At 61.4% G+C, this 25458-nt stretch carries 22 protein-coding genes; 8 read left to right on the forward strand and 14 right to left on the reverse strand.

Annotated elements, in window-relative coordinates; translation table 11 throughout:
- Nucleotides 1-2 precede the first annotated feature (2 nt).
- Nucleotides 3-1022, forward strand: coding sequence for a lipoyl synthase (lipA, locus tag HBJ59_RS25830; protein ID WP_003215441.1), 1020 nt, complete (start codon nucleotides 3-5; stop codon nucleotides 1020-1022).
- A 195-nt stretch (nucleotides 1023-1217) separates the two neighbouring features.
- Nucleotides 1218-2153: an LD-carboxypeptidase gene (locus HBJ59_RS25835; RefSeq protein WP_167665200.1), complete on the forward strand. Its 936-nt coding sequence runs from the start codon at nucleotides 1218-1220 to the stop codon at nucleotides 2151-2153.
- A 133-nt stretch (nucleotides 2154-2286) separates the two neighbouring features.
- On the opposite strand, the gene HBJ59_RS25840 is transcribed toward HBJ59_RS25835, so the two are convergent.
- The 5 genes from HBJ59_RS25840 to leuS form a co-directional block, all read right to left on the reverse strand.
- A complete protein-coding gene (locus tag HBJ59_RS25840) occupies nucleotides 2287-3612 on the reverse strand; it encodes a lytic murein transglycosylase (protein WP_076014085.1) in 1326 nt (441 codons plus the stop codon).
- 61 nt (nucleotides 3613-3673) lie between these two features.
- Nucleotides 3674-3838, reverse strand: coding sequence for an alternative ribosome rescue factor ArfA (gene arfA / locus HBJ59_RS25845; RefSeq protein ID WP_003176285.1), 165 nt, complete (start codon nucleotides 3836-3838; stop codon nucleotides 3674-3676).
- Nucleotides 3839-3922: 84 nt separating this feature from the next.
- The gene (holA, locus tag HBJ59_RS25850) at nucleotides 3923-4960 is read right to left on the reverse strand and encodes a DNA polymerase III subunit delta (protein ID WP_167665201.1); all 1038 of its coding nucleotides are present in this window, start codon (nucleotides 4958-4960) and stop codon (nucleotides 3923-3925) included.
- 39 nt (nucleotides 4961-4999) lie between these two features.
- Complete coding sequence (gene lptE / locus HBJ59_RS25855; protein WP_076014083.1) at nucleotides 5000-5605, reverse strand: LPS assembly lipoprotein LptE; 606 nt, start codon at nucleotides 5603-5605, stop codon at nucleotides 5000-5002.
- A gap of 90 nt (nucleotides 5606-5695) precedes the next feature.
- On the reverse strand, nucleotides 5696-8302 hold the full coding sequence (leuS, locus tag HBJ59_RS25860) for a leucine--tRNA ligase (protein ID WP_167665202.1): 2607 nt from the start codon (nucleotides 8300-8302) through the stop codon (nucleotides 5696-5698).
- A 261-nt stretch (nucleotides 8303-8563) separates the two neighbouring features.
- On the opposite strand from leuS, the gene HBJ59_RS25865 reads away from it, so the two are divergent.
- Together HBJ59_RS25865 and HBJ59_RS25870 are read left to right on the forward strand one after the other, a co-directional pair.
- Complete coding sequence (locus HBJ59_RS25865; protein ID WP_167665203.1) at nucleotides 8564-8881, forward strand: hypothetical protein; 318 nt, start codon at nucleotides 8564-8566, stop codon at nucleotides 8879-8881.
- 99 nt (nucleotides 8882-8980) lie between these two features.
- Nucleotides 8981-9742, forward strand: a complete 762-nt coding sequence (locus HBJ59_RS25870) for a YdcF family protein (RefSeq protein ID WP_167665204.1) — start codon at nucleotides 8981-8983, stop codon at nucleotides 9740-9742.
- Nucleotides 9743-9862: 120 nt separating this feature from the next.
- Here the strand turns inward: HBJ59_RS25870 and lnt are convergent, their stop codons facing one another.
- From lnt to miaB, 5 genes are all read right to left on the reverse strand, one after another.
- Entirely contained in the window at nucleotides 9863-11386 is a 1524-nt protein-coding gene (lnt, locus tag HBJ59_RS25875; protein ID WP_076014079.1) for an apolipoprotein N-acyltransferase, read from the reverse strand.
- 8 nt (nucleotides 11387-11394) lie between these two features.
- Nucleotides 11395-12234, reverse strand: a complete 840-nt coding sequence (locus HBJ59_RS25880) for an HlyC/CorC family transporter (protein WP_003215451.1) — start codon at nucleotides 12232-12234, stop codon at nucleotides 11395-11397.
- Nucleotides 12235-12261: 27 nt separating this feature from the next.
- A complete protein-coding gene (gene ybeY / locus HBJ59_RS25885) occupies nucleotides 12262-12735 on the reverse strand; it encodes an rRNA maturation RNase YbeY (protein ID WP_076014078.1) in 474 nt (157 codons plus the stop codon).
- Complete coding sequence (locus tag HBJ59_RS25890) at nucleotides 12728-13729, reverse strand: PhoH family protein (RefSeq protein ID WP_076014077.1); 1002 nt, start codon at nucleotides 13727-13729, stop codon at nucleotides 12728-12730. Before HBJ59_RS25890 ends, ybeY begins: the two co-directional genes overlap by 8 nt.
- 214 nt (nucleotides 13730-13943) lie before the next feature.
- Nucleotides 13944-15272 (reverse strand): tRNA (N6-isopentenyl adenosine(37)-C2)-methylthiotransferase MiaB, encoded by a 1329-nt coding sequence (gene miaB / locus HBJ59_RS25895; RefSeq protein WP_076014076.1) that lies wholly within the window; start codon nucleotides 15270-15272, stop codon nucleotides 13944-13946.
- A gap of 132 nt (nucleotides 15273-15404) precedes the next feature.
- On the opposite strand from miaB, the gene HBJ59_RS25900 reads away from it, so the two are divergent.
- Nucleotides 15405-15731 carry a DUF1820 family protein gene (locus HBJ59_RS25900; protein ID WP_003215457.1) on the forward strand — a complete coding sequence of 109 codons (327 nt, stop codon included), beginning with the start codon at nucleotides 15405-15407 and terminating at the stop codon, nucleotides 15729-15731.
- A gap of 129 nt (nucleotides 15732-15860) precedes the next feature.
- On the opposite strand, the gene HBJ59_RS25905 is transcribed toward HBJ59_RS25900, so the two are convergent.
- The 4 genes from HBJ59_RS25905 to HBJ59_RS25920 form a co-directional block, all read right to left on the reverse strand.
- A complete protein-coding gene (locus tag HBJ59_RS25905) occupies nucleotides 15861-16415 on the reverse strand; it encodes a tetratricopeptide repeat protein (RefSeq protein ID WP_017476238.1) in 555 nt (184 codons plus the stop codon).
- A 225-nt stretch (nucleotides 16416-16640) separates the two neighbouring features.
- Nucleotides 16641-17924, reverse strand: a complete 1284-nt coding sequence (gene hemL, locus HBJ59_RS25910; protein ID WP_076014074.1) for a glutamate-1-semialdehyde 2,1-aminomutase — start codon at nucleotides 17922-17924, stop codon at nucleotides 16641-16643.
- 17 nt (nucleotides 17925-17941) lie between these two features.
- On the reverse strand, nucleotides 17942-18565 hold the full coding sequence (gene thiE / locus HBJ59_RS25915; RefSeq protein ID WP_076014073.1) for a thiamine phosphate synthase: 624 nt from the start codon (nucleotides 18563-18565) through the stop codon (nucleotides 17942-17944).
- A gap of 18 nt (nucleotides 18566-18583) precedes the next feature.
- Nucleotides 18584-19381 (reverse strand): hydroxymethylpyrimidine/phosphomethylpyrimidine kinase, encoded by a 798-nt coding sequence (locus tag HBJ59_RS25920; RefSeq protein WP_167665205.1) that lies wholly within the window; start codon nucleotides 19379-19381, stop codon nucleotides 18584-18586.
- A gap of 286 nt (nucleotides 19382-19667) precedes the next feature.
- Between HBJ59_RS25920 and HBJ59_RS25925 the strand changes: the two genes are divergently transcribed.
- The 3 genes from HBJ59_RS25925 (at nucleotide 19668) to amn (ending at nucleotide 25446) form a co-directional block, all read left to right on the forward strand.
- Nucleotides 19668-22046 carry a 7TM diverse intracellular signaling domain-containing protein gene (locus HBJ59_RS25925; protein WP_167665206.1) on the forward strand — a complete coding sequence of 793 codons (2379 nt, stop codon included), beginning with the start codon at nucleotides 19668-19670 and terminating at the stop codon, nucleotides 22044-22046.
- Between the two features lie 88 nt (nucleotides 22047-22134).
- On the forward strand, nucleotides 22135-23787 hold the full coding sequence (locus HBJ59_RS25930; protein ID WP_167665207.1) for an acyl-CoA dehydrogenase family protein: 1653 nt from the start codon (nucleotides 22135-22137) through the stop codon (nucleotides 23785-23787).
- Nucleotides 23788-23946: 159 nt separating this feature from the next.
- The gene (gene amn, locus HBJ59_RS25935) at nucleotides 23947-25446 is read left to right on the forward strand and encodes an AMP nucleosidase (RefSeq protein ID WP_172834544.1); all 1500 of its coding nucleotides are present in this window, start codon (nucleotides 23947-23949) and stop codon (nucleotides 25444-25446) included.
- Nucleotides 25447-25458 lie beyond the last annotated feature (12 nt).

The following is a 25458-nucleotide window of genomic DNA, read 5'->3' on the forward strand; positions in this document are numbered from 1 at the left end:
TTATGACTACTGATGCAGTGCAAACCATGATCCCGACGCTGGATGTTACCGAGCGTCCGGCCCCGCGTGCCAAGGTAGAAGCCGGCGTCAAGCTGCGCGGCGCCGAGAAGGTTGCACGCATCCCGGTGAAGATCATTCCGACCACCGAACTGCCGAAAAAGCCTGACTGGATTCGCGTGCGTATCCCGGTTTCGCCGGAAGTCGACCGCATCAAGGCCCTGCTGCGCAAACACAAGCTGCACAGCGTGTGCGAAGAAGCGTCCTGCCCGAACCTGGGCGAGTGCTTCTCCGGTGGCACCGCGACCTTCATGATCATGGGTGACATCTGCACCCGTCGTTGCCCGTTCTGCGACGTTGGCCACGGCCGGCCGAAGCCACTGGACGTCAACGAGCCGGAAAGCCTGGCCATCGCCATCGCCGACCTGAAGCTCAAGTACGTCGTGATCACCTCCGTAGACCGTGACGACCTGCGCGACGGCGGTGCCCAGCACTTTGCCGACTGCATCCGCGAGATCCGCAAGCTGTCGCCGAACGTGATGCTCGAAACTCTGGTCCCGGACTACCGTGGCCGTATGGACGTAGCGCTGGAAATCACCGCCGCCGAGCCGCCGGATGTGTTCAACCACAACCTGGAAACCGTGCCGCGCTTGTACAAGGCTGCGCGTCCGGGTTCGGACTACCAGTGGTCGCTGACCCTGCTGCAGAAATTCAAGCAGATGATGCCGCACATTCCGACCAAATCCGGCCTGATGCTGGGCCTGGGCGAAACCGACGAAGAAGTGATCGAAGTCATGAAGCGCATGCGCGAACACGACATCGACATGCTGACCCTCGGCCAGTACCTGCAGCCATCCCGTAGCCACTTGCCGGTACAGCGCTTCGTGCACCCGGACGTGTTTGCCTGGTTTGCCGAAGAAGGCTACAAAATGGGCTTCAAGAACGTCGCTTCCGGCCCGCTGGTACGTTCCTCGTACCACGCCGACGAGCAGGCGAAACTGGTCAAGGCCAGCCTGGTTTCGTAAGTCTCGCCCTCACTGTAGGAGCGAGCTTGCTCGCGAAGCACTCAAGAGCACCGCGCGCATCCAGAATGCGCGCGTTATCGTTTACGACCTTCGCGAGCAAGCTCGCTCCTACAGGTTGCGGTTAAGTCATCCTCTTCTGTTTGCAACCATTGCTGTTTAGAGTGCCTTGGGCAATCCACACGAGGAGAACCATGGATGACGACTCAATTGACCACTTGTGCGGTACCTGCGCTGCGCGCCGAAGGCGTGATCGGGCTGATTGCCCCTGCCGGGCCGGCCGAGCTGGATATCGACAAGGCCATGCAATGGATGCGCGCCCGGGGCTACACACTGCGGGTTTTCCCAGGTGTAGGCGAGCGTGATGGCTACCTGGCCGGCAGTGATGACGTACGCCTGAATGACCTGCACGGGGCGTTCGCCGACCCGTCCATCGACGCGATTTTTTGCCTGCGCGGCGGCTATGGCACCCCACGCCTGCTGGACTGCCTGGACTTCGACCTGCTGCGGGCCAATCCCAAGCCATTTGTCGGCTACAGCGATATCACCGCCTTACACCTGGCGATCAACCGCTATGCCGGTTTCGTCACCTTCCACGGGCCGATGTACAACGCTGACCTGTTAGGCGAAAAGCAACAACCTACCGAGTCGTCGCTGTTCAGCATGCTGCGCGGGCAAGTGAAGGCCGGTAGCCAGCTGACTCACCCGGTGGCCTATCCGCTGACCACCGTCGAGCCAGGCATCGCCTGCGGGCGGTTGTTGGGCGGCAATCTATCGATGATCGCGGCGGTGATGGGCACGGCGTACGAGATTGAGGCCGAGGGCATCATTCTGTTTATCGAGGACATTAACGAGCCGCTGTACCGAATCGACCGGCTACTCACGCATTTGCGCCTGGCCGGCAAGTTGGCTCAGGTGGCGGGTGTGGTGGTGGGGGATGTGGCTGGGGTTGATAGCCTCGCGCTTGAGCGCTTGCTGAAACAGACCTTTGAGCCGTTGTGCATTCCGGTACTGTCCGGCTGGCGCAGTGGGCACTGCAATCCGAACCTGACCTTGCCGATGGGCGCGAGGGTGCGGCTGGATGCGGGGGAGAGGCGGTTGGTGTTGGAGCAGGATGTGGTGTTTAAGGCCTGACCCTTGTATTGCCGCTGAAGGCCTCTTCGCGAGCAAGCCCGCTCCCACATTTTGACCGTGTACTTCCTGAAGGAATGCGATCGAAATGTGGGAGCGGGCTTGCTCGCGAATGCGGTAGTCGCCATGCGCCGATCTATCGGCTTTGCAGCGACTCCAGCAACTTCACCGTCGGATAACCATCCGCCGGCCAGCCCAGCGACTGCTGCGCTGCACGAATCGCCTTGCGGGTGTTGGCGCCGATGATCCCGTCCGGGTTGCCGGCATCGTAACCCTGGGCGCTGAGTGCTGTTTGCAAATCAATCCGTTGTGAGCGGCTCAACGGCAGCTCATCTTTCGGCCAGCTCCCACGAATCACGCCACCGCCACCGAACCGTTCCGACAGCAAACCAACCGCCAACGCATAGGACGACGAGTTGTTGTACTTGAGGATCGCGCGGAAGTTATCCAGCACCAGGAACGCCGGGCCACGATAGCCGGCGGGCAGCAGCAGGGCGGCAGAAAGCTGGTCCACATTGGCCGGCACGCTGGCGCCAGGCGGCACCTGGATCCCGAGCTTCAGCCATTCGCCAACGGTCTTGCGCACGCTGCCGTCGGCCAGGGCATAATCGAAGTTCAACGGCAGTTGCTGCACCTCAAAACCCCACGGCTGGCCTTTCTGCCAGCCGGAGCTTTGCAGGTAGTGCGCGGTGGAGGCGAGGGCGTCGGCCGGGCTGTTCCAGATATCGCGGCGACCGTCGCCGTCGAAGTCCACGGCGTGGGTGTTGTAGGTGGTCGGGATGAACTGGGTCTGGCCCATGGCGCCGGCCCAGGAGCCTTTCATCTGGTCAGCCGCGATGTCGCCATGCTGGATGATTTGCAGCGCCGCCAGCAGTTGGGCGTGGGCGAACGCCGGGCGACGGCCTTCATACGCCAGGGTCGCCAGGGAGCGGATCACCGAATTGTTGCCCTGGAACTGGCCGAAGTTACTCTCCATGCCCCACACCGAGACCAGCGCCTGGCGGTCGACGCCATAACGATCTTCGATGCGTTGCAGAATGTCGGCGTATTTCACCAGCAGTGCCTGGCCATTACGTACACGCAGCGGCGACAGGGCGCCGTCGAGGTATTCCCACACCGGGCGGGAAAACTCCGGCTGGCTGCGGTCGGCACGAATCACCGCCATGTCGGGTACGACATTGGCAAAGGCCGTGTCGAAAACCTGTGGCGTGATACCGGCCTTCAGGGCTTCTACGCGAAAGCCTGCCTGCCATTCGGCAAAGGTCTGGGTCGGCTGGATATCAAGGTTGTCCACCGCCAGTGGCGCAACGACGGCAGGTGCGGCTACCGGTGCAGTCTGGAGCGGGGGCAGGGGTTGAGCATCGGCGGCGGTGGGTTTTTCCGCGCAGGCGACTAACAGAATGAGGCTGGAGGCAGCGATCAGTTGGCGAAGGTGCCAACGACGGGAAAGACTAGAGGGCATGCACAGGTCCAGGGAGTACGAATCAGGTACAGACCTTATCATGCCAGAGGGGCGCTTGCCTTCAGGCAGCCAGAAAGTAAGAAGCCTCCCAGCTATTAGACTGGAAGGCTTCGCGGCGGTAGCTGCCTTTGCCTTTGCCGGCTCGTTCCTGGCGACTGCGGAACAACGGCTGGGCGATGATGGATTTGGCCTTGTTGGGGCCATGCTTGGATGGCTTTTTGCTCATGATGGGTACTCTTTGGCGGGTTGATGATGCGGTGCGAATCATCGGCCGAAGTTTGCATTCTGTCCAGCCCAGCGAGTCGTAGGACTATTCAGCAGGCAGCGCCAAGCGCTGTCCTGACATCAAAAGTGACAAACGACTCAAGCTCATCCAGGGCGATCCAGCCGCCTGGCCCTTGATCTGCGCGTCAATGCGCTGGGCCTCGAGCAGCAATTGCGCCCAGCGTTGCGCCGAGTGCCGTTGCAGGGCTTTGCTGATCAGCGGTTTGCGCTTGTCCCACACCGGTGGCCGGGCCTGGCTGAAAGCCTTGTCCAGCGGGATGCCCTGGCTGTATTGCAGGGCAATATTGGCCAGCAGGCGTAATTCCCGGGCCAGGGCCCAGAGAATCACCGGGGGCTCGACGCCTTCGCCGCGCAGCCCTTCGAGCATGCGCAAGGCGTGGGCGGGTTCGCCGTTGAGGATCGCGTCCACCAGGCCAAATACGTCAAAGCGCGCGCTGTCAGCCACGGCGCCTTGTACGGTTTCGACGGTGATCTGGCCGCCTTCAGCCATCAGCTTGAGCTTTTCGATTTCCTGGGCGGCCGCCAACAGGTTGCCTTCCACCCGCGCAGCGATCAGCTCCACCGCGTCCTGGCTGGCAGTCAGCCCGGATTGCGACAGGCGCTGACGAATCCACTGCGGCAGCTGGCTGCTGTCCACTGGCCAGATCTGTATGAACTGCGTCTGGCCGCCTTCCACCAGCGCCTTGCCCCACTTGGTCTTCTGCGCGCTGCCATCAAGCTTGGGCAGGCTGATCAGCAGCAGCGTGTCTTCGGCAGGGCGTGCGCAGTATTCCATCAAGGCTGCCGCGCCTTTATCGCCGGGCTTGCCCGAAGGCAGGCGCAGTTCCAGCAGGCGTTTTTCGGCGAACAGCGACATGCTCGCCCCGGCTTGCAGCAGCGTGCCCCAGTCGAAACTGGCGTCTGCGCTGAATACCTGGCGTTCATCGAAGCCCTTTTGGCGGGCGGCGGTGCGAATCGCGTCCGCAGCCTCCTGGCACAGCAGTGGGTCATCACCGCTGACGATGTAGACGGGCGCGAGGTTGCCTTGCAGGTGCTTGGCGAGTTGGGCGGGGGCAAGTTTCATAGGCAGGGCGAACGGGGCGCCTGGGGCGCCCCGTCTGGCTTACTCGGCAGGGACTTCGACAGGCGACTGTTTAGGCTGGCTGTTTTCATACTCTTGCGCAGCTTTCAGCGCATCGGCATCTGCCTTGGCTTTGTTGTCTGCCGTTTGCTGCAGTTGATCCAGTTTTTCCGGGGTGATCTGTTGCAGGCGCAGAACCATGCGCTGCACCAGTTCACGACGCATTTCCTTGCGCACCTGGATGGTTTCGGAATCCGAACCCACCAGGTTGTTGCCGTCGTGGCTCACGACTTTCTGTACCTGGATCTTGTCGCCCATCAGCGGCAGGTTGTCATGGCCCTGGATTTCGTAGAAGAGCGTGGTGCTCAGCTCAATGTCCGAAGCACGCCCGGCACTCGCGTAGCTGAGGTTGCGCTGCTCTTCTTTTTCATCCGCCAGGTTCAGTTTATAAGCCGCGCCTGTATAGACTTTGACGCCACTGTTTTCCAGGACCTGGCGCAGCTGTTGCACCGTTTCTCCGTAGGAGTTGCGTGCGGTGACGTCCAGTTCCTTGAGCGTCAGGTCGGTGGTGCCGGTGCCGCGCAGCTGGAAGCCGCAAGCGCTCAGTAGCACGGCAAGGCCCATAACCAGCAGATTGCGTTTGATCATTTTGATGCTCCCCTTGAAACCATGTGGGCCTTATCGAGGCCCTGGAGGTTTTGTTCGGCGCCAGGGTTATGCCCCTGGCGCCCGATCCGATTAGCTAGCGACGATATTGACCAGTTTGCCGGGCACCACGATCACTTTGCGGATCGTCAGGCCTTCGGTGAAGCGCAGCACGTTCTCATTGGCACGGGCGGCGGCTTCGACTTCTTCACGAGTGGCGCTGGCAGGCATGTCGATCTGGCCACGCAGCTTGCCGTTGACCTGAATCACCAGTTGCAGCGTGTCCTGTACCAGGGCGCTGTCATCCTGTACTGGCCAGGCGGCATCGATGACTGCACCGCTGTGGCCCAAGCGGCTCCACAGGTCGTGGCTGATGTGTGGCGTGATCGGAGCCAGCAGCAGGGTGACCGTTTCCAGGCCTTCCTGTACCAGCGCGCGGTCTTGTTCGGTGGCCTGCGGGGCTTTTTCCAGCACGTTCATCAGCGTCATCACTTGGGCGATGGCAGTGTTGAATTTATGGTGCTGGCCCACGTCCTGGCTGGCGTGCTTGATGGCCAGGTGGGTGCTGCGGCGAATGGCTTTTTGCTCATCGCTCAAGGCTGCCACGTCCAGTTTGCCCGGCAAGCCCTGGCTGACATGAGCGTGCGCCAGGCGCCATACGCGTTTGAGGAAACGGTGCGAACCCTCTACGCCGGAGTCGGACCATTCCGCGCTCATGTCGGGCGGCGAGGCGAACATCATGAACAGGCGGCAGGTGTCTGCGCCGAACTGGTCGATCATCGACTGTGGGTCGACGCCGTTGTTCTTCGACTTGGCCATCTTCTCGGTGCCGCCGATTTCCACCGGCAGGCCGTCGGAGATCAACTTGGCACTGATCACCTTGGCCTTGCTGTCACGCACCAACTCGACGTCCGCCGGGTTGAACCAGGTGTAGGCGCCATTGGCTTCGCGACGGTAGTAAGTTTCAGCAATCACCATGCCTTGGGTCAGCAGGTTCTTGAACGGCTCGTCGGAGCTCACCAGGCCTTCGTCACGCATCAGCTTGTGGAAGAAGCGCGCGTACAGCAGGTGAAGGATGGCGTGTTCGATACCGCCGATGTACTGGTCCACCGGCAACCAGTGGTCGGCCGCGGATTTTTCCACCAGGCCGCCTTCATAGTGCGGCGAGGCGTAGCGGGCGTAGTACCACGAGGACTCCACGAAGGTGTCCATGGTGTCGGTTTCACGTTTGGCCGGTGCGCCGCAGTTCGGGCAGGTGCACTCGTAGAATTCAGGCATGCGCGCCAAGGGCGAACCAGCGCCGTCCGGTACTACATCTTCCGGGAGTACGACGGGCAGTTGGTCTTCCGGCACCGGCACATCACCGCAGGTTTCGCAGTGGATGATCGGGATCGGGCAGCCCCAGTAGCGCTGGCGGCTGATGCCCCAGTCACGCAGGCGGAACTGGGTGCGCGAGGCACCGAGGTTTTTCTTGATCAGCGCGACTTCGATAGCGTCGAACGCGCCTTCGAAATCCAGGCCGTCGAACTCACCGGAATTGATCAGGGTGCCGTGCTCGCCGTAGGCGTCTTGCCACGGGGCCGGGTTGGTGTCGCCGGAACTGGTGCGCACCACGGACTTGATGGGCAGGCTGTACTTGGTGGCGAATTCGAAATCGCGCTCGTCGTGGGCCGGCACAGCCATTACCGCGCCATCGCCGTAGTGCATCAGCACGTAGTTGGCGACCCACACCGGCAGCTTCTCGCCGGTCAGCGGGTGCTCGACGAACAACGAGGTCGGCAGGCCTTTTTTCTCTTGGGTGGCGACGTCGGCTTCGGCGACGCTGCCGCCTTTGCATTCGGCGATGAACGCCTGCAGCTCAGGGTTGTTCTGTGCAGCCTGGGTGGCCAGCGGGTGTTCAGCGGCCACGGCGACGTAGGTCGCGCCCAGCAGGGTGTCCGGACGGGTAGTGAAGACTTTCAGTACGCCTTCTGCGCCGATGGAGTCGACGTTGTAGGGGAACTGCACTTCCATGCCCTTGGACTTGCCGATCCAGTTGCGCTGCATGGTCTTGACCTGCTCGGGCCAGCCAGGCAAATCGTCGAGGCTCGACAAGAGCTCATCCGCGTAGGCGGTGATCTTGAAGTAGTACATCGGGATTTCGCGCTTTTCGATCAGTGCGCCGGAGCGCCAGCCGCGGCCGTCGATCACTTGTTCGTTGGCCAGTACGGTCTGGTCCACCGGGTCCCAGTTCACGGTGCCGCTCTTCTTGTAGATCACGCCTTTTTCGAACAGGCGAGTGAACAGCCATTGTTCCCAGCGGTAGTAATCAGGCTTGCAGGTGGTCACCTCGCGGGACCAGTCCACCGCCAGGCCCAGGCTGCGCAGCTGGGTCTTCATGTAGGCGATGTTTTCGTAGGTCCACTTGGCGGGCGCTACGTTGTTCTTCATCGCGGCGTTTTCCGCCGGCATGCCGAAGGCGTCCCAACCCATGGGTTGCAGGACGTTCTTGCCCAGCATGCGCTGGTAGCGGGAAATGACGTCGCCGATGGTGTAGTTGCGCACATGCCCCATGTGTAGCTTGCCGCTGGGGTAAGGGAACATCGATAGGCAATAGAAAGTCTCCTTGCCTGGCTGTTCACTGACTTCAAAGGACTTTTGCTCATCCCAGAACGACTGGGCGGCATTTTCTATTTCACGGGGCTGATATTGTTCGTGCATGGCTACTTTTGAACTGAATAGGGGTGGCCTAATCCTCTTCGGTGCAACGTTCAGGTTGATCGACACCAAAAAGCGGCGCGTCCGTGCCCAAACCCTGCGGGAAGTGGAGTTACAGGAAGCGCCGTAGCATACATGACCCCACTCTATCGAGGGAAACCCTGATTGCGCCGCCGAGGCCGTTGGTCGCGGCGTCAGGCAGGCAGGGCCAGCAGGACTACGCTGTTTAGTGGGGAGTGAGTCTTATCTTCAATGAGGTGAGGGATGGTTGATTCGCAGCGAACTTTAACGAAACCGCAGGTGTACGAAGGACTGATCGACCGTTTGGGTCGAGCACTGGATGCAGCAAAAACCGCTGGCCGATTGTGTGATGAGCGGCCTCTGGAGTTGGAACTGCGTGGCTTGAGCCAGGCAGAGCTGGACGTAATCAAGGTGTATCTGGAGCTAAATGAGCATCGCGCGCCCCATGGCATGGCCTCCCCGCCAGCCGAGGAGTTTTCGCGCTCGGCCAAGGTGGTATGGCTCAAGGATTTCTCGGCCGGTCGCAGCCCGGAAAAACTCCGGTCCGTGCGTTTCAAGTGAAGTAACGCGTTATCTGTAGCCTTCTCAAAATCTGTTCTTGTAAAGATTGTCGCTTAACCTCGTTACACCTTAGGCTTCGGGCATCTTTGGAGATGCCCGATGCCTATTCGTTACTTCATTAAACAATTGCTGTTGCCGCCCGGCGTTCTGTTGCTGTTGCTGGCGCTTGCCTGGTGGTTTCGTCGCAGCCGGCCACGACTGGCAGCCGTGTGCTTTGCCCTGGGGTTCGGCGGGATGTGGTTGATGAGCCTGCCGGTGGCTGTGCAGTGGGGGGCAAAGGCCCTGGAGACCGAGCCGCCTTTGGCCCGGGACGAATGGGCAACCCTGGCGCAGCGGGCTGATGCCATTGTGGTGTTGGGTTCCGGGCGTGAGCGTGGGGATCCGGCCTGGGGCTCCGATCAGCCGACGGGGATCGGGCTTGAGCGCCAGCGTTACGCGGCGAGATTGGCCAAGGCTTCGGGTTTGCCGGTGCTGACCAGCGGCGGCTTGCACTACGGCACGCCGCCGAGCGAGGCGGAGTTAATGGCGGTGTCGATGCAGGATGACTTCGATGTGAGCGTGCGCTGGAAGGAAGAGCGCAGCCGTACCACCTGGGAAAACGCGCAGATGAGCGCCGAGATTTTATTGCCGCAGGGGATCAAGCGTGTGGTCGTCGTAACCCAGGCCTGGCACATGCCGCGCTCGCGCTGGAGCTTCGAAAAGGCCGGGTTTACGGTGGTTCCGGCGCCGGTGGGTTTTCTCGGTTTAGACAATGCCCGGCCTCTGGGTGGCTGGATGCCGGAGTTCAAGTCGGTTTGGCAGAGCGGGCAGTTGCTGAATGAAGCGGTGGGGCAGGTGGGCTACCGGATGTTTTACAGGTAATACCGCAGGGCAAATGTGGGAGCGGGCTTGCTCGCGAATGCAGTGTGTCAGTCACAGGTGCATTACCCGACAGACCGCATTCGCGAGCAAGCCCGCTCCCACATTGTCCGAGTATTTCTATTAAACCGTTTTCGACATCCGGCCCGCCAACAGCGCCCAGCCAAACAGGCCGAGGCACAGGATGATCAACGGCCACGAGCGCCATTCCAGATACGGCGTGAGGTTGTGCATCGGCACCACCTCGCCGTAGAGAATCCCGCGCTCAAACTGCGGGATCTGCACGGTGATCTGCCCGTACGGGTTGATCAGGCCGGTGACGCCATTGTTGGTGGCGCGAATCATCCAGCGACCCGCTTCCAGGGCGCGCATCTGGGCCATCTGCAAATGCTGCAGCGGGCCGATGGAGCGGCCGAACCAGGTGTCGTTGCTGATGGTCAGCAACAAGTCGCTACGGGCTGACAAGCTGGCGGCGAACTCCGGGTACACCACTTCATAGCAAATGAACGGCGCAATCTGATAGCCCTTGGCTTGCAGCAAAGCCTGGTCGGATGGCCCGCGGGCGAAGTCCGACATTGGCAGGTCAAAGAACGCGATCAGGCCGCGCAACATGTCCTGCAGCGGCACGTACTCGCCAAACGGCACCAGCTTCTGCTTCAGGTAGGTACCGTCGCCTTCGCCCACCACCGTGATGCCATTGAAGAAGCGCTTTTGGTGGTGCACTTCCTGGCGGATCGGTACGCCGGTGATCAGCGCGGTGTGCCGGTCCGCGGCGAACTTGCCCATCATGCCCAAGTAACCCTCGACAGATTCCTTGAGCACCGGCACGGCGGTTTCCGGCCATACCAGCAGGTCGACAGGCTTGGAGCTGAAGCTCATGTCGCGGTACAGCGCGAGCTGCGCATTCAACTGCTCGGGGTCCCACTTCATGCTTTGTTCGACGTTGCCCTGGACGGCCGCCACGGTCAGCGGTGCGCCAGAAGGGCTTGTCCATGCGTGATGTTTGAGTGCCAGGCCGATGGCCCATGGCGCCACCAACAGCAGCAAGCCCGCACCGATGAACAGGTTGCGCTTAGCCGCCAGCAGACGCGGCAGGTTGCAGATCAGTGCGGCGGTCAGCGCCAGGGCAAAGGAAATCAGCCACATGCCACCCAGCGGCGCGAGGCCGGTGAGAGGGCCGTCGAGCTGGCTGTAACCGGAATAAAGCCATGGGAAGCCGGTGAGGAACCAGCCGCGAAACGCTTCCTGGCCAACCCAGAGTGCGGCGAAGGCCAGGGCATCGGCCAATGGCGCTTCATTGCGACGCAGCCAGCGCGCCCACAGCCAGGCGGGCAGGGCAAAGAACCAGGCAATTGCCGCCGTAAACGCCAGCATCAGCATGCCAGCCAGCAGCACTGAAGCGCCGCCAAAATGGTGGATGCTGTAGTAGATCCAGCTGGTACCGGCGCCAAACAGACCGAAACCGAAACACCAGCCACGGCCCAGGGCCTGGCGTGGTGTCAGTTCACGCAATCCCGCATAAAAGAACCCGACGGCCACCAGCGCAAAAGGCCAAAGGTCGAACGGCGCCAGCGCCAGGGTAGTGATGGCGCCGGCCACCACGGCCAGCAAGTTACCGGGCCAGCCGGGTGCAATCATACGGCGCATGTCAGTCCTTAGCGGGCAATAGGTGTCAGGCGAATCAGATGGATCCTGCGGCTGTCGGCATTCAGGATGCGGAAGCGATAGGCGCCGATTTCCGTTGTCTCGTTACGCTTGGGCAGATGCCCGAACGCACTCATCACCAGGCCGCCAACCGTGTCGAATTCATCGTCGGAGAATTCGCTGTCGAAGAACTCGTTGAAGTTCTCGATCGGCGTCAGGGCCTTGACCAGGAAGTCACCGCTGGGCAGCGGCTTGATGTAGCTGTCTTCTTCCACATCGTGTTCGTCTTCGATGTCACCGACGATCTGTTCCAGCACGTCTTCGATCGTCACCAGGCCGGCCACACCGCCGTATTCGTCAATCACGATGGCCATGTGATTGTGGTTCGCACGAAATTCGCGCAGCAGCACATTCAGGCGCTTGGATTCGGGGACGAAAGTGGCAGGACGCAGCAGGTCCTTGATGTTGAAGCTGTCGCCGTTCTCCTTGAGGATCAGCGGCAGCAGGTCCTTGGCCAGAAGGACACCCATGACGTCGTCATGGCTTTCGCCGATCACCGGGTAGCGCGAGTGCGCCGAGTCGATGACGGCCGGGAGGAATTCCCGAGGGGTCTGGGTCGCCTTGATGCTGACCATCTGCGAGCGCGGGACCATGATGTCCCGCACCTGCAAGTCAGCGACCTGGATGGCGCCTTCGACGATGGCCAGCGCTTCGCTGTCCAGCAACTTGTTCTGATGTGCCTCGCGCAGCAGCTCCAGCAGCTCCTGGCGGTTTTTCGGCTCGTGGGCAAAGGCCTGGGTGAGTTTCCCCAGCCATGACTTTTGCCCGTTGCTCGATCGGTCTTCGCTCATAGCGATTACTCTAAATCCTTTGTTGTTTCAGTTAGGTGTAGTTTCAATTTCGTCATCTGCATACGGGTCGCGATGACCCAGTTCTGCAAGCAACGTTCGTTCCAGTGCTTCCATTTCTTCGGCTTCGTCATCGTCTATATGGTCGTAACCCAAGAGATGCAAGCAGCCGTGGATGACTAGATGAGCCCAATGGGCCTCAAGTTCCTTTCCTTGTTCCGCCGCTTCACGCTCGACCACTTCGACGCAGATCACCAGGTCGCCCAGTAATGGGATGTCCAGTAACTCATCGGGTACGTCAGCGGGAAACGACAGCACGTTGGTCGCGTAGTCTTTTTGTCGCCAGGTGTGATTCAGTTCACGGCCTTCGGGCTCGTCCACCAGGCGAATGGTCAGTTCCGAGTCGGCGGTACGCTGGCGCAGGGCCAGTGTGCACCATTGGCGAAACTGTTCTTCGCTGGGGGCAGGCGCTTCGGTGGCCAGCTGCAGGTCAAGCTCAAGCATCGCGGCGAGTGTCCTTGGCCGGTTGGTCATCGCGGTGTTCGAAGCGCTCGTAGGCTTCGACAATGCGCTGCACCAGCGGGTGACGGACCACGTCTTTGGGCATGAAGTGCGTGAAGCTGATCCCCGGCACGTCCTTGAGCACGTCGATCACCTGGGCCAGGCCCGACTTGGTGCCTTTCGGCAGGTCGACCTGGGTGACGTCGCCGGTGATCACGGCCGTTGAGCCGAAGCCGATCCGGGTCAGGAACATCTTCATCTGCTCGACGGTGGTGTTCTGGCTTTCGTCGAGGATGATGAAGCTGTTGTTCAGCGTGCGGCCGCGCATGTAGGCCAGCGGGGCGATCTCGATCACTTGGCGCTCGATCAGCTTGGCCACGTATTCGAAGCCGAGCATCTCGTAGAGTGCGTCGTAGAGCGGGCGCAGGTACGGGTCGATCTTCTGGGCCAGGTCGCCGGGCAAAAAGCCCAGTTTCTCGCCGGCTTCCACCGCCGGGCGCACCAGCAGGATGCGTCGCACCTGCTCACGCTCGAGGGCGTCGACTGCACAGGCCACGGCCAGGTAGGTCTTGCCGGTACCGGCCGGGCCGATGCCGAAGTTGATGTCGTTACCCAGGATCTCTTTGACGTAGCGCTGCTGATTCAAGCCGCGAGGGCGAATCATGCCTTTCTTGGTGCGCAACGCGACGCTGGCTTCGGCTACCGGGTTATTCGCCAGGTCTTGCACCGCAGATTCCTGCAGGTACAGGTGCACCGTTTCCGGCGACAGCTCGCTACCTTTGGTTTCCCGGTAGAGGCGGCGCAGGAGGTTTTCTGCCGAGGTGGTGTGTTCGGGTTCACCAATAAGCTCGAATTGATTGCCGCGGTTGCGGATCTCGATGCTCAGGCGTTGTTCGATCAGGCGCAGGTGCTCGTCGAACTGTCCGCACAGATTGGCGAAACGGCGAGCCTCAAAGGGCTCGAGGAGAAAACGATGTGGTTCTATGGGTGCGTTCAAGGTCGTTTTTAGCCGCCCTGGGGCAATTAAGATGAAATCAAGGATAACGCCAGCAGGCCGGGTGCGAAAGCACTTAAACGGAGCATCTTGGCTGACGGCGATTCTGTAGGAGCGAGCTTGCTCGCGAAAAACGTCAACGATACCGCTTGCAGCTTGAATATACGCGGTGCCCTCAGGTTTTTCGCGAGCAAGCTCGCTCCTACAGAAACTTGGTTTATTGGATCAGCGAGCCGCGCAGCGAGTGCGGTTGTGCCGCGTCGATGTGCACGTCGGCGAACTGCCCGATCAGTGTCGGATTATCGCAGCGGAAGTTGACGATCCGGTTGTTCTCGGTCCGGCCCTGCAATTCGCCAGGGTCTTTTTTCGAGTAGTCGGTCACCAGGATGCGCTGGGTCGAGCCCACCATCTGTCGGCTGATCTCGAAGCCTTGTTGGTTGAGGCGATGTTGCAGGGCGTTCAAGCGCTCTTTCTTCAACGCTTCCGGGGTCTCGTCCGCCAGATCCGCCGCCGGGGTGCCCGGGCGCTGGCTGTAGACGAACGAGTAGGAGAAGTCGAACCCGACGTCTTCAATCAGCTTCATGGTCTGCTGGAAGTCTTTCTCGGTTTCACCCGGGAAGCCGACGATAAAGTCCGAGCTGATGCAGATCCCCGGCACCGCCGCACGCAATTTGCGCAGCTTGGATTTGTATTCCAGGGCGGTGTGGTTGCGTTTCATCGCCGAGAGGATGCGGTCCGAGCCTGATTGCACCGGCAAGTGCAGGTGTTTGACCAGCTCCGGCACTTCGGCGTGGGCCTGGATCAGGCTGTCGGAGAACTCCAGCGGGTGCGAGGTGGTGTAGCGAATCCGCTCGATCCCGTCGACGGCCGCCACCACGCGGATCAGCTCCGCGAGGTCCGCCAGGCGCCCGTCATGGGTCTGGCCGCGATAGCCGTTGACGTTCTGCCCCAGCAGGGTCACTTCACGCACGCCGTTTTCGGCCAGGTGAATGATTTCTGCCAGCACGTCGTCGAACGGCCGGCTGACTTCTTCACCGCGGGTGTAGGGCACCACGCAGAAAGTGCAGTACTTGCTGCAGCCTTCCATTACCGACACATAGGCGCTCGGGCCATCGATGCGCGGCTCGGGCAAATGGTCGAATTTTTCGATTTCCGGGAACGAGACGTCGACTTGCGGCAGCTTGGTGATGCGTGCGGCGTCGATCATTTCCGGCAGGCGGTGCAGGGTTTGCGGGCCGAACACCACGTCGACGTACGGTGCACGGTCGCGAATGGCGGCGCCTTCCTGGCTGGCCACGCAACCGCCGACGGCGATCACCATGTCCGGGTTGGCCAGTTTCAGTTCACGCCAGCGGCCCAGCTGCGAGTACACCCTGTCCTGGGCCCGCTCGCGGATCGAGCAGGTATTGAGCAGGATCACGTCGGCATCTTCAGCGCGGGCGGTGACTTCCAGGGCCTGATGTTCACCCAGCAGATCGACCATGCGCGAGCTGTCGTACTCGTTCATCTGGCAACCGTGGGTTTCGATGTAAAGCTTCTTGGCCATGGGGATCGTCAACTGGTGGTAAAGAACCGCGCATTATAGGGGGCATGCCGATAGGTTCCTAGCACTGTGCATCGGACGCCATGCTATAGTTCGCGCCCTCTTTTATATCCCCCGATGTGTTACCCGCCCACCATGACCAAACGTGAAGCTCCAATCTACAAGGTGATTTTCCTTAACCAGGGCCAGGTGTTCGAAATGTACGCCAAGCAGATCTATCAAAGTGATCTGTGGGGCTTCCTGGAAGTGGAAGAGTTCGTCTTTGGCGAGCGCACACAGTTGGTCGTCGACCCGGGCGAGGAAAAACTCAAGGCTCAGTTCGAGGGCGTGGTGCGCAGTTTTGTGCCGATGCATTCGATCGTGCGCATCGATGAAGTCGAGCGCCTGGGCACGCCGAAAATCAGTGAGGCCCGTGGCATGAGCAATGTCATGCCGTTTCCGATGCCGATGCCTGAGAAGTAAGGCTTAAGACCGCGTCGACCCCTTCGCGAGCAAGCCCGCTCCCACTTTCGACCGAGTTCCACCTTTGGAATACAGTCTAAGGTGGGAGCGGGCTTGCTCGCGAAGGCGGCAGTAAAGGCGCTACAAAACTCAGGGAAGTGGCGAAAATGGCGAGCTGCCATCTGCGCTCTGCAGTTCCTGCAGGTAGTTACGGAAAATCTGACCCAACACCTGGGTCGCCACTTCCAGTTCGTCCCGCTGCATGTGCTCGGCCACTTCGTCGGCCGTGTCCAGCGCATCTTCGGCGCCGTTGACCGCCGCCATTTTCAACACGATATACGCCTGAACGTTATTGGCCGGTACGCCTTCGCCATGGAAAAACATGGTGCCCAGCTGGAATTGCGCCTGGGCGTGGCCCTGCAACGAGGCTTTCTCGAAGTAGCTCAAAGCCTTGTTGAGGTCGCGTGCGGGATTTTTACTGTCGTAGAAGTACTCGCCCAACTCGTATTGCGCCTGCGCATCCCCGCCATCGGCCTGTTTCTGGCACGCGCTCAGGGCTTCGGCCTGGCTTTCTGGCTGGGTATTGAGGGTGCAACGACCCATCGCTGGGATTAACAACGAGTTGCCGCCTGCCTGGGCAAACGCCAGCAGCGGCTGAAGGAGCAACAGGCAGCCCAGAACCAGGGTGCGGCCGGTGCGTTTCATGGGAATCGACTTACCTCTGACGGGGCGCGGGACCCACGGGGGGATCCAATAAGCGCGCATTATGAAATAAGCAGGCACCTGCTTACAAAGTCTTTACTCGTTTTTCTGCTGCGTGGGCAAGTTATCTGCCGGATTGCAGGTGAATTCTCGAAAAAAGACGGAAATGCCTGTAAGCAAAGTAGCAAATCTGACGCCGCCAGGGGCGACGTCGGATTTTTGAGCCGCTTATTTCAAGGCGGCGAAGGCGCGCTCGGCGGCATCAAGGGTCAGTTTCAGCTCGGCATCACCATGGGCGATCGAGGTGAAGCCGGCTTCAAAGGCGCTCGGGGCGAGGTACACGCCGCCGTCCAGCATCAGGTGGAAGAAGCGCTTGAATAGGTCGGCATCGCTGCCCATCACATCGTCGAAGGTGACGATGTCGTCGGCGCCGCTGAAGTACAGGCCGAACATGCCGCCCGCCTGGGTGGTCACGAACGGAATGCCGGCCGCATCGGCGCGCTGTTGCAGGCCGTCCAGCAGACGAGTGGTGTAGTCGGTCAGTTCGGCGTGGAAGCCCGGGCGGCTGATCAGGCGCAAGGTGGTCAGGCCGGCGGCCATGGCCAGCGGGTTACCCGACAGGGTGCCTGCCTGGTACACCGGGCCCAGCGGCGCGATGTGTTGCATGATTTCGCGCTTGCCGCCGAAGCAGCCCACCGGCATGCCGCCACCGATGATCTTGCCGAAAGTGCTCAGGTCCGGCGTAACGCCGTAGTAAGCCTGGGCGCCGCCGAGGGCCACGCGGAAACCGGTCATCACTTCATCAAAAATCAGCACGACGCCGTGTTTGTCGCACTGTTCGCGCAGGCCTTCCAGGAACCCCGGGGCCGGCGGTACGCAGTTCATGTTGCCGGCCACTGGCTCGACGATGATGCACGCCACTTCCTGGCCGACTTCGCTGAGCATCTGCTCGACCGCAGCGATGTCGTTGAACGGCAGGGTCAGGGTGTGTTTGGCAAATGCTGCCGGCACACCGGCGGAGCTCGGTACGCCCTGGGTCAACGCGCCGGAGCCGGCCTTGACCAGCAGGCTGTCGGAGTGGCCGTGGTAGCAGCCTTCGAACTTGATGATGCTGTCGCGGCCGGTGAAACCACGGGCCAGGCGAATCGCACTCATGGTGGCTTCGGTGCCGGAGCTGACCATCCGCACCATCTCCATCGACGGCACGATGGAGCACACCAGATCGGCCATCTCGGTTTCCATGGCGGTGGGTGCGCCATAGGACAAGCCGTGTTGCAGCTGCTGGCGCACCGCGTCCAGTACGTCCGGATGGCTGTGGCCGAGGATCATCGGGCCCCACGAACCCACGTAGTCGACGTAGCGCTTGTCATCTTCGTCGGTGACGTAGGCGCCTTCGGCATGTTTGAAGAACAACGGCGTGCCGCCAACGCTCTTGAACGCTCGCACGGGGGAGTTCACACCGCCGGGGATGTGTTTCTGGGCATTGGCAAACAGGGTTTCGGAACGGGACATGATCGTGTTCTCTGAATTCAAGATTTTAGAAGATCGTTGAAGGCGCGGGCGCGACGCGTGACTTCCTGGGTGCTGTCGGCACCAAACAGGCCGTGGACCACCGCCAGCAGGTCGGCACCGTGGGCCACCAATGGTTCGGCGTTTTCCAGGGTAATGCCGCCGATCACGCAGATCGGCAGGTGCAACCGCGCGCGGGCCTGGGCCAGCAGTTCAACGGTGGCAGCCGGGGCGCCCGGCTTGGTGTTGGAGTTGAAGAAGCGGCCGAAGGCGACGTAACTGGCACCCTCTTTGGCGGCCTGCTCGGCCAGTTCGATCTGGCTGTGGCAGGTGGAACCGATGATCGCTTTGGAACCCAGCAGCGCGCGGGCCGGGGTCAGCGGGCCGTCGGTCTGGCCCAGGTGCACGCCGACGCCGAGGCGCGCGGCCAGTTCGGCGTCATCGTTGATGATCAGTTGCGTCTTGTAGCGCGAGCACAGCTCCCGCAGTTTTTCGGCTTCCCGCAGGCGGCGCGCTTCGTCGCTGCTTTTATCGCGGTATTGCAGCAGGGTCACGCCACCGTCCAACGCCGCTTCGACGTAGGCCAGGAACTTGCCGGCCAACAGTTGGCTGTCGGTAATGGCATAAAGGCCACGTAGTTTCATCGGGCAGGCCTCTCGGTGTTACGAGCAGAAATCCAACGGCAGACGACGGGGCACGAATTGCCCCTGGCCGAGTTGTTCAGCGTCACGCAGGGTGCGCCAAGTGTAGTTGAGGGCCGATTGCACCGCGCTGACCAAACCTTCGCCTTGTGCCAGCCGACCGGCCAGTGCGCTGGCCAGGGTGCAGCCGGAACCGTGATAGCTGCCGGGCAGGCGCTGGCAGGTAAAGGTCTGGTGCGTGCCGTCGCGACTGTAGAGGCGGTTGTGCACTTCGTGCTCGTCGCCGTGGCCGCCGGTGATCAGCAAGTGCTTGATGAAAGGCAGCAGTTTCGCGGCGCATTCGTCCGCCGTGCCTTCGGGCAGTTCGGCGAGGATGCGGGCTTCGGGCAGGTTCGGCGTGGCGATCAGCGACAGCGGCAACAGCCGCTCGCGCATGGCGTAGCCCACTTCGTCCTTACCCAGGCTGCCGCCACCGCCGGCGCGCAGCACCGGGTCGCAGACCACCGGCAGATGCGGGTGCGCCTTGAGCAGCTCGACCACGGTGTCGACCATTTCCAGGGAACCGAGCATGCCCAGTTTCACCGCCGCCACTTCGGAATCGCTGAGCACCGCGTTGGCCTGGGCCAGCACCCACTCGCGATCCAGCACGCGGAAATCGCTGACATTGACGGTGTTCTGCACAGTCAGCGCGGTGACGGCCGGGGCCGCATGACAACCCTGGGCGAGCAGGGCTTCGATATCTGCCTGCAAGCCGGCGCCACCACTGGGATCATGGCCGGAGAGACAGAGGACAACGGGGCGAGAGCTGTAGATATTCATGGTGCGCGAGCTTACCACCAAACGCTTTTTGGGTGGCTGTCGGGCGAAGGTTGAATTTTTAGCGGATGAGTGGAGATAAATGGCTGTTTGCTATCATTGGTAAATACAGGTCAAATGCTCTGTAAAGCCCGCTCTAGAGCCTTTCAAAAAATTATTTCAATGGTGTCTTTTGGCCTGTAATGGCTATGCTAGAGTGGATCCAAACCAATAACTGTATCGCCGGTTCACGTCTACTCAAAAGGAATGGAGGCTTTTGACATAACCGGACAGGTCACGCTGGGGCTCTATGCGCTATTTGCTGATGTTACTGTTGAGCGGGCTGCCGATGCTGGCGGGCGCAGTCGAGTTCAACGAGTCCACCTCCCGGTTGCCCCTGGGCCAAGTGATGCAAGTCCTTGAAGACCCAAGTGGCGCCCTGACGATTGGCGATATCAGCTCGCCGGTCCTCGCCAGTCGCTTCAAAACTCATGACAAAGCCACCTTGAATGCCGGCTATTCGCGCTCGGTGTTCTGGGTCAAGGTCGACCTTCATTACCGTCCGAAAAACCCGGAGGCCTCGCGCAACTGGCTGCTGGAATTGGCCTATCCGCCGCTGAACCAACTGGAGCTGTACCAGCCCGACAGCGTCGGCAATTATCGACTGGTGTCGCGCACCGGCAGCATTCTGCCGTTTTCCAGCCGCGAAATTCGCCAGAGCAACTACCTGTTCAAGCTCGACTTGGCGCCTGACCAGCGGGAAACCCTGTACCTGCGCCTGCAAAGCCAAGGCTCGATCCAGGCGCCGCTGACCCTCTGGTCGACCACCGCGTACCTCGAAGAACAGCCATTGCGCCTCTATGTGCTGGGTGTGATCTACGGCGTGTTGCTGGGCATGCTGATCTACAACCTGTTCATTTACCTGAGCGTGCGCGACACCAGCTACCTCTATTACATCCTCTATATTGCCTCGTTCGGCCTGTATCAGCTGTCGGTCAACGGCGTGGCCGTGCAGTACTTCTGGCCGAATAACCCGTGGTGGGCGAACGCGGCGGTTCCCTTTTTGATCGGGTCGGCGGCGCTGTTCGGCAGCCTGTTTGCCCGCAGCTTCCTGCACACCGCGCTGTACAGCCGCTGGATCAACCGGCTGTTGCTGGCGCTGGCGGTCAGCGGCGCGGCGGTGATGGTGCTGGCCTTGTTCACCAGTTATGCGCTGGCGCTGCGCCTGGCCACCGGTTTGGCGCTGGTGTTCACGGTGACCATCTTCGTCGCCGCCATCAAGGCCTGGTATTGCGGCCAGCGGATGGCGCGCTACTTCATCATCGCCTGGACAGCGTTCCTGCTGGGCGGTGTGGTGAATACGATGATGGTCCTGGGCTACCTGCCCAATGTGTTCCTCACGATGTACGCCAGCCAGATCGGCTCGGCACTTGAAGTGGCCCTGTTGTCCCTGGCCCTGGCCGACCGGATCAATTCGATGCGCGAGCAACAGGCGCAGATCCTGCTGGATGCCAGCCAGAAACTCGAAGTGCTCAACACGCAGCTGGCCCACAGCAATCGGCTCAAGGACGAATTCCTCGCCACGTTGACCCACGAGTTGCGCACCCCGATGAACGGCGTGATCGGCTCCCTGGAATTGATGCAGACCGAGCCACTGGAAGGCGACCTGGCGCAGTATCACCAAACCGCCGCCGGCTCGGCCCGCGAGATGATGCGCATGGTCAACGGCATCCTCACCCTTACCGAATTGCAGGCCGGGCGCCTCAGCCCGCAACCCCAGGTGTTCAGCCTGCGCGGGTTGCTCGACACCTTGCGCCAGCAGTTCGCAGCCAGCGCCCAGAGCAAGGGCCTGGAGTTTTCGATTGATCTGGCAGATGAGTTACCGGACCGCGTCAATGGCGATCCCGGCAAGTTGGCGCAATGCCTGGATTGCCTGTTGGACAACGCGTTCAAATTTACCCACGAAGGCTCGGTACGGGTGCGGGTGGTCGGCGTGCCCCAGGCTGACGGGACGCTGCGCCTGACCTTTATTGTCACCGACACCGGCATCGGGTTCGCCTACCTCGATGAGGCGACCCTGTATCAGCGCTTCTTCCAGCTCGACGGCTCGACCACTCGCCGATACGGCGGCATGGGCATTGGCCTGGCAATCTGCCGGCAATTGATCGAGTTGCTCGGAGGCCGCCTCACCCATAATTCCGAGCCGCGGCGCGGCAGTCGCTTCCAGCTGGAGCTTGCCGTCAGTCCGGTCCAGCCCGAACCTGCGCCTGTGCGCCGAGTGCCGCAGGCGCAACGTACGCCTCAGGAGTGTACGGTGTTGCTGGTGGACGACAACAGCGTCGCGCAATTGGTGGTGCGCGGCATGTTGCTCAAGCTCGGTTACCGCGTGAAAACCGTCGATAACGGGCCGGCCGCCCTGGCGCTGTTGCAGAGTGACACCTTTGATGCGGTGCTACTGGATGTACCGGAAGGCGGGTTCTCGCTGTGCTGCCAGATCCGTGCATTGCCCGGCTGTGCCGAGTTACCGGTGATCGCCTTGAGCACCTCCTTGCAAGCCCCGGAGCGTGAGAGCTGCCATGGCGTGGGTGTCACCGACCGAGTGACCAAGCCAGTACGTTTTGAGGCCTTGCAGTTGGTGCTGCAGCTGCGGTTGTTGCATATGGTTGAGGGTGAAAGCGCCGCCACTTAGGCGCTTATGCCACTTTTTTAACCCGGTTGACGGTGCTTAACTGACATGCAGGCCTCAATGAACGTGGCCTTTTTTCAGGAGGCCCGTCATGAACCTGCACTCGTTCGCCGAAACCCACGACGTCACCAACCAGCCACCGTCCCTGGACGGCACCAACCTGTACCGTATCGATTTGCCCCTGCAAGAATGGTCCCGGCGCTTTGGTGCCGGCTGGGCCGAGCAGCGTATCGACACGTACGGCGCGCTGGCGGGCGGGCCGCTGATGGAGGCCGGTTTCCTGGCCAACCAGAACAAACCGGTGTTCAACAGCCACGACCGTTTTGGCCATCGTATCGACCTGGTGGAATTTCATCCGGCCTACCACGAACTGATGCGCACCGCCGTCGAGCATGGCCTGCCTTCGTTGCCGTGGGCCCATCCGCAATCCGGTGCCCATGTGGCCCGCGCGGCGATGACCTACCTGCACAGCCAGGCCGAAGCCGGCACCGGCTGCCCACTGACGATGACCTTCGCCTGCGTGCCGGCCCTGCGTTTGCAGCCGGACCTGGCTGAAACCTGGCTGCCGAAAATTCTCGCCACCGAATACGACCCGCGCAACGTCGGCATCGCCCACAAGGCCGGCGCCACTATCGGCATGGCAATGACCGAGAAACAGGGCGGCACCGACGTGCGCGCCAACACCACCCGCGCTTACCCCGTGGGCGCCGGTGGCCCGGGCCAGGCGTATGAGCTGGTGGGGCACAAGTGGTTCTGCTCGGCACCGATGTGCGATGGCTTCCTGACCCTGGCCCAGACCGACAAGGGCCTGACCTGTTTCCTGCTGCCCCGGCACCGCCCGGATGACACCCGCAACGAGTTCTACATCCAGCGCCTGAAAAACAAACTCGGCAACTGCTCCAACGCTTCCAGCGAAGTGGAGTTTCGCGGGGCGCTGGCCTGGATGATCGGCGAGGAAGGGCGCGGTGTACCGACCATTATCGAAATGGTGGCCATGACCCGTTTCGATTGCATGGTCGGCTCCAGTGCCTTGATGCGCCAGGCACTGACCCAGGCCAGCCATCATTGCGCCCATCGACTGGTGGGCGGCCGGGTGCTCAGCGAGCAACCACTGATGCAAAACGTATTGGCCGACCTGGCCCTGGAAAGCGAAGCGTCCCTGGCCTTGAGCATGCGCATGGGCCGCGCGCTGGACCATCTGGATAACGAACAGGAAGCCAAATTCGCCCGGCTGGTGACGGCGGTGGGCAAGTATTGGATCTGCAAACGCGCCCCGGCGATGATCAACGAAGCCGCCGAATGCATGGGCGGGGCCGGGTATGTGGAGGACAGCATCCTGCCGCGTTTGTACCGTGAGGCGCCGGTCAATTCCACGTGGGAGGGTTCCGGCAATGTGCAGTGCCTTGATGTGCTGCGGGCCTTGTCGAAAGAACCGGGCGTGCTGGAGGCGTTGTTTGTCGAGTTGGGGGATGGCCACGGTCACAAGCACCTGGCGCGGCACATCGAGCAGTTGAAGTCAGCGTTCATGGACACCCAGGACATTCAGTACCGGGCCCGGCAACTCACTGAGGACATTGCCGTGGCGTTACAGGCCAAGCTGTTGCTGGAGGCGGGTAATGCCAGTGTGAGTGATGGTTTTATCGCCAGCCGACTGGGTGAGTCGTCAGGCCGGGTCTATGGCACCTTGCCGCGCGGTGTGGATGTGGAAGTGATTGTCGCGCGGTCGACACCTCAAATCCTCTGAATGAATGCGGGCAAAATGTGGGAGCGGGCTTGCTCGCGAAGGCGGTGGATCAGCCAATACATGTGCTGACTGACCTACCGCTTTCGCGAGCAAGCCCGCTCCCACATTATTGATCGCATTCCAATTCCGGTGTTCCAGTGCGCCAGGGATACAGGCAAGATGAAGGCCTGCAAGTCAGAACACAGGATGCTTACCGTGACCGAAGCTTTTGTTGTCGTTCAAACCGCCGAAGAAGCCGTGGATCGGCTGGCGGCTCTCCATGAGCGTGCCACTGGCGCGCTCAATCAAGCCCTCAAGCGCTACCTCAAAGACCGCGTCGAGCCCGACGCCGAACAACGCGCGATGTTTCGCTACCCGGAACTTCGCCTGACCTACCTGGTGCAGGGCGAAGTCCCACAGACCACCCGGGCGTATGCCAAGGTCCAGTTACCGGGGACCTACAGCGTCACCGTCACCCATCCTTCAGCCTTCCGCAAATACTTGCTGGAGCAACTGGTGCCGTTGATGCACGACTTCACCGTGACGGTGGAAGTGGGCGTCAGCCAGCAGAACATTCCTTACCCGTACGTGGTGGAGCAGGGCGACGAGCTCGCCGGCTCCGGCGTGACCGCCGCCACGCTGGCGCGGGTGTTCCCGAGTACCGACCTGTCCGCCGCCACCGATGGCATTGCCGACGGTCTCTACGATTGGGAAAACACCGATCCGCTGCCATTGGCGCTGTTCGATGCCGCCCGTGTCGACTTTTCCCTGCGCCGCCTGGTGCACTACACCGGCAGCGACTGGCGCCATGTGCAGCCGTGGATTTTGCTGACCAACTACCACCGTTACGTTGACCAGTTCATCGTGCATGGCCTGGAACAGTTGCGCAGTGACCCACGCTTTATCCGCATGGTGCTGCCGGGCAACGTGATCATCGACAAGAGCATGGACCACGGCGAAGCCTCTGCCATCGCCGCGGGCGTGGTCTGGCACCGCTACCAGATGCCGGCCTACCACTTGCAGGCCAGCGATGGCCACGGTGTGACGCTGGTGAACATCGGTGTCGGCCCGTCCAACGCCAAGAACATCACCGATCACCTGGCCGTATTGCGTCCGCATTGCTGGCTGATGATTGGCCACTGCGGCGGCCTGCGCCAGTCCCAGACCATCGGCGACTACGTGCTGGCTCACGCCTACATGCGCCGCGACGGGATTCTCGACCGGGTCGTGCCGCCGAACATCCCGATCCCGGCCCTGGCCGAAGTGCAGATGGCCTTGCAGCAAGCCGCCGCCAACGTCACCGGCGAGAAGGGCGAGGAGCTGAAGAAGCGCCTGCGCACCGGCACCGTGTTGACCTACGACGACCGCAACTGGGAGCTGCGTTGGGCCCAGGAGCGACCGCTGATCAACCTGTCCCGCGCCGTGGCCGTGGACATGGAAAGCGGCACCATCGCAGCCCAGGGCTACCGCCTGCGGGTGCCTTACGGCACGTTGCTGTGTGTGTCGGACAAACCGCTGCACAGTGAGATCAAGTTGCCGGGTTCTGCCAACGCGTTCTATGAGCGTGCGGTCAGCCAGCACTTGAAGATCGGCATCGAGGCGGTGGATCTGTTGCGCACCGAACTCAACTCGCTGCACTCGCGCAAACTGCGCAGCTTCGACGAGCCGCCGTTCCGCTAAACGGTTGGGATG

This window comes from Pseudomonas sp. AN3A02 (assembly GCF_011765255.1).
Lineage (GTDB): Bacteria > Pseudomonadota > Gammaproteobacteria > Pseudomonadales > Pseudomonadaceae > Aquipseudomonas.

Bases quoted from the DNA above. Each gene is read 5' to 3' on its own strand.
- HBJ59_RS25900 (WP_003215457.1), top strand. From the start codon at position 15,405: ATGACCAAACGTGAAGCTCCAATCTACAAGGTGATTTTCCTTAACCAG.
- HBJ59_RS25920 (WP_167665205.1), bottom strand. From the start codon at position 19,381: ATGAATATCTACAGCTCTCGCCCCGTTGTCCTCTGTCTCTCCGGCCAT.
- holA (WP_167665201.1), bottom strand. From the start codon at position 4,960: ATGAAACTTGCCCCCGCCCAACTCGCCAAGCACCTGCAAGGCAACCTC.
- lnt (WP_076014079.1), bottom strand. From the start codon at position 11,386: ATGCGCCGTATGATTGCACCCGGCTGGCCCGGTAACTTGCTGGCCGTG.
- lipA (WP_003215441.1), top strand. From the start codon at position 3: ATGACTACTGATGCAGTGCAAACCATGATCCCGACGCTGGATGTTACC.
- amn (WP_172834544.1), top strand. From the start codon at position 23,947: ATGAAGGCCTGCAAGTCAGAACACAGGATGCTTACCGTGACCGAAGCT.
- HBJ59_RS25905 (WP_017476238.1), bottom strand. From the start codon at position 16,415: ATGAAACGCACCGGCCGCACCCTGGTTCTGGGCTGCCTGTTGCTCCTT.
- HBJ59_RS25835 (WP_167665200.1), top strand. From the start codon at position 1,218: ATGACGACTCAATTGACCACTTGTGCGGTACCTGCGCTGCGCGCCGAA.
- thiE (WP_076014073.1), bottom strand. From the start codon at position 18,565: ATGAAACTACGTGGCCTTTATGCCATTACCGACAGCCAACTGTTGGCC.
- HBJ59_RS25840 (WP_076014085.1), bottom strand. From the start codon at position 3,612: ATGCCCTCTAGTCTTTCCCGTCGTTGGCACCTTCGCCAACTGATCGCT.
- arfA (WP_003176285.1), bottom strand. From the start codon at position 3,838: ATGAGCAAAAAGCCATCCAAGCATGGCCCCAACAAGGCCAAATCCATC.
- HBJ59_RS25930 (WP_167665207.1), top strand. From the start codon at position 22,135: ATGAACCTGCACTCGTTCGCCGAAACCCACGACGTCACCAACCAGCCA.
- lptE (WP_076014083.1), bottom strand. From the start codon at position 5,605: ATGATCAAACGCAATCTGCTGGTTATGGGCCTTGCCGTGCTACTGAGC.
- hemL (WP_076014074.1), bottom strand. From the start codon at position 17,924: ATGTCCCGTTCCGAAACCCTGTTTGCCAATGCCCAGAAACACATCCCC.
- miaB (WP_076014076.1), bottom strand. From the start codon at position 15,272: ATGGCCAAGAAGCTTTACATCGAAACCCACGGTTGCCAGATGAACGAG.
- HBJ59_RS25880 (WP_003215451.1), bottom strand. From the start codon at position 12,234: ATGAGCGAAGACCGATCGAGCAACGGGCAAAAGTCATGGCTGGGGAAA.
- HBJ59_RS25865 (WP_167665203.1), top strand. From the start codon at position 8,564: ATGGTTGATTCGCAGCGAACTTTAACGAAACCGCAGGTGTACGAAGGA.
- HBJ59_RS25870 (WP_167665204.1), top strand. From the start codon at position 8,981: ATGCCTATTCGTTACTTCATTAAACAATTGCTGTTGCCGCCCGGCGTT.
- HBJ59_RS25925 (WP_167665206.1), top strand. From the start codon at position 19,668: ATGCGCTATTTGCTGATGTTACTGTTGAGCGGGCTGCCGATGCTGGCG.
- leuS (WP_167665202.1), bottom strand. From the start codon at position 8,302: ATGCACGAACAATATCAGCCCCGTGAAATAGAAAATGCCGCCCAGTCG.
- ybeY (WP_076014078.1), bottom strand. From the start codon at position 12,735: ATGCTTGAGCTTGACCTGCAGCTGGCCACCGAAGCGCCTGCCCCCAGC.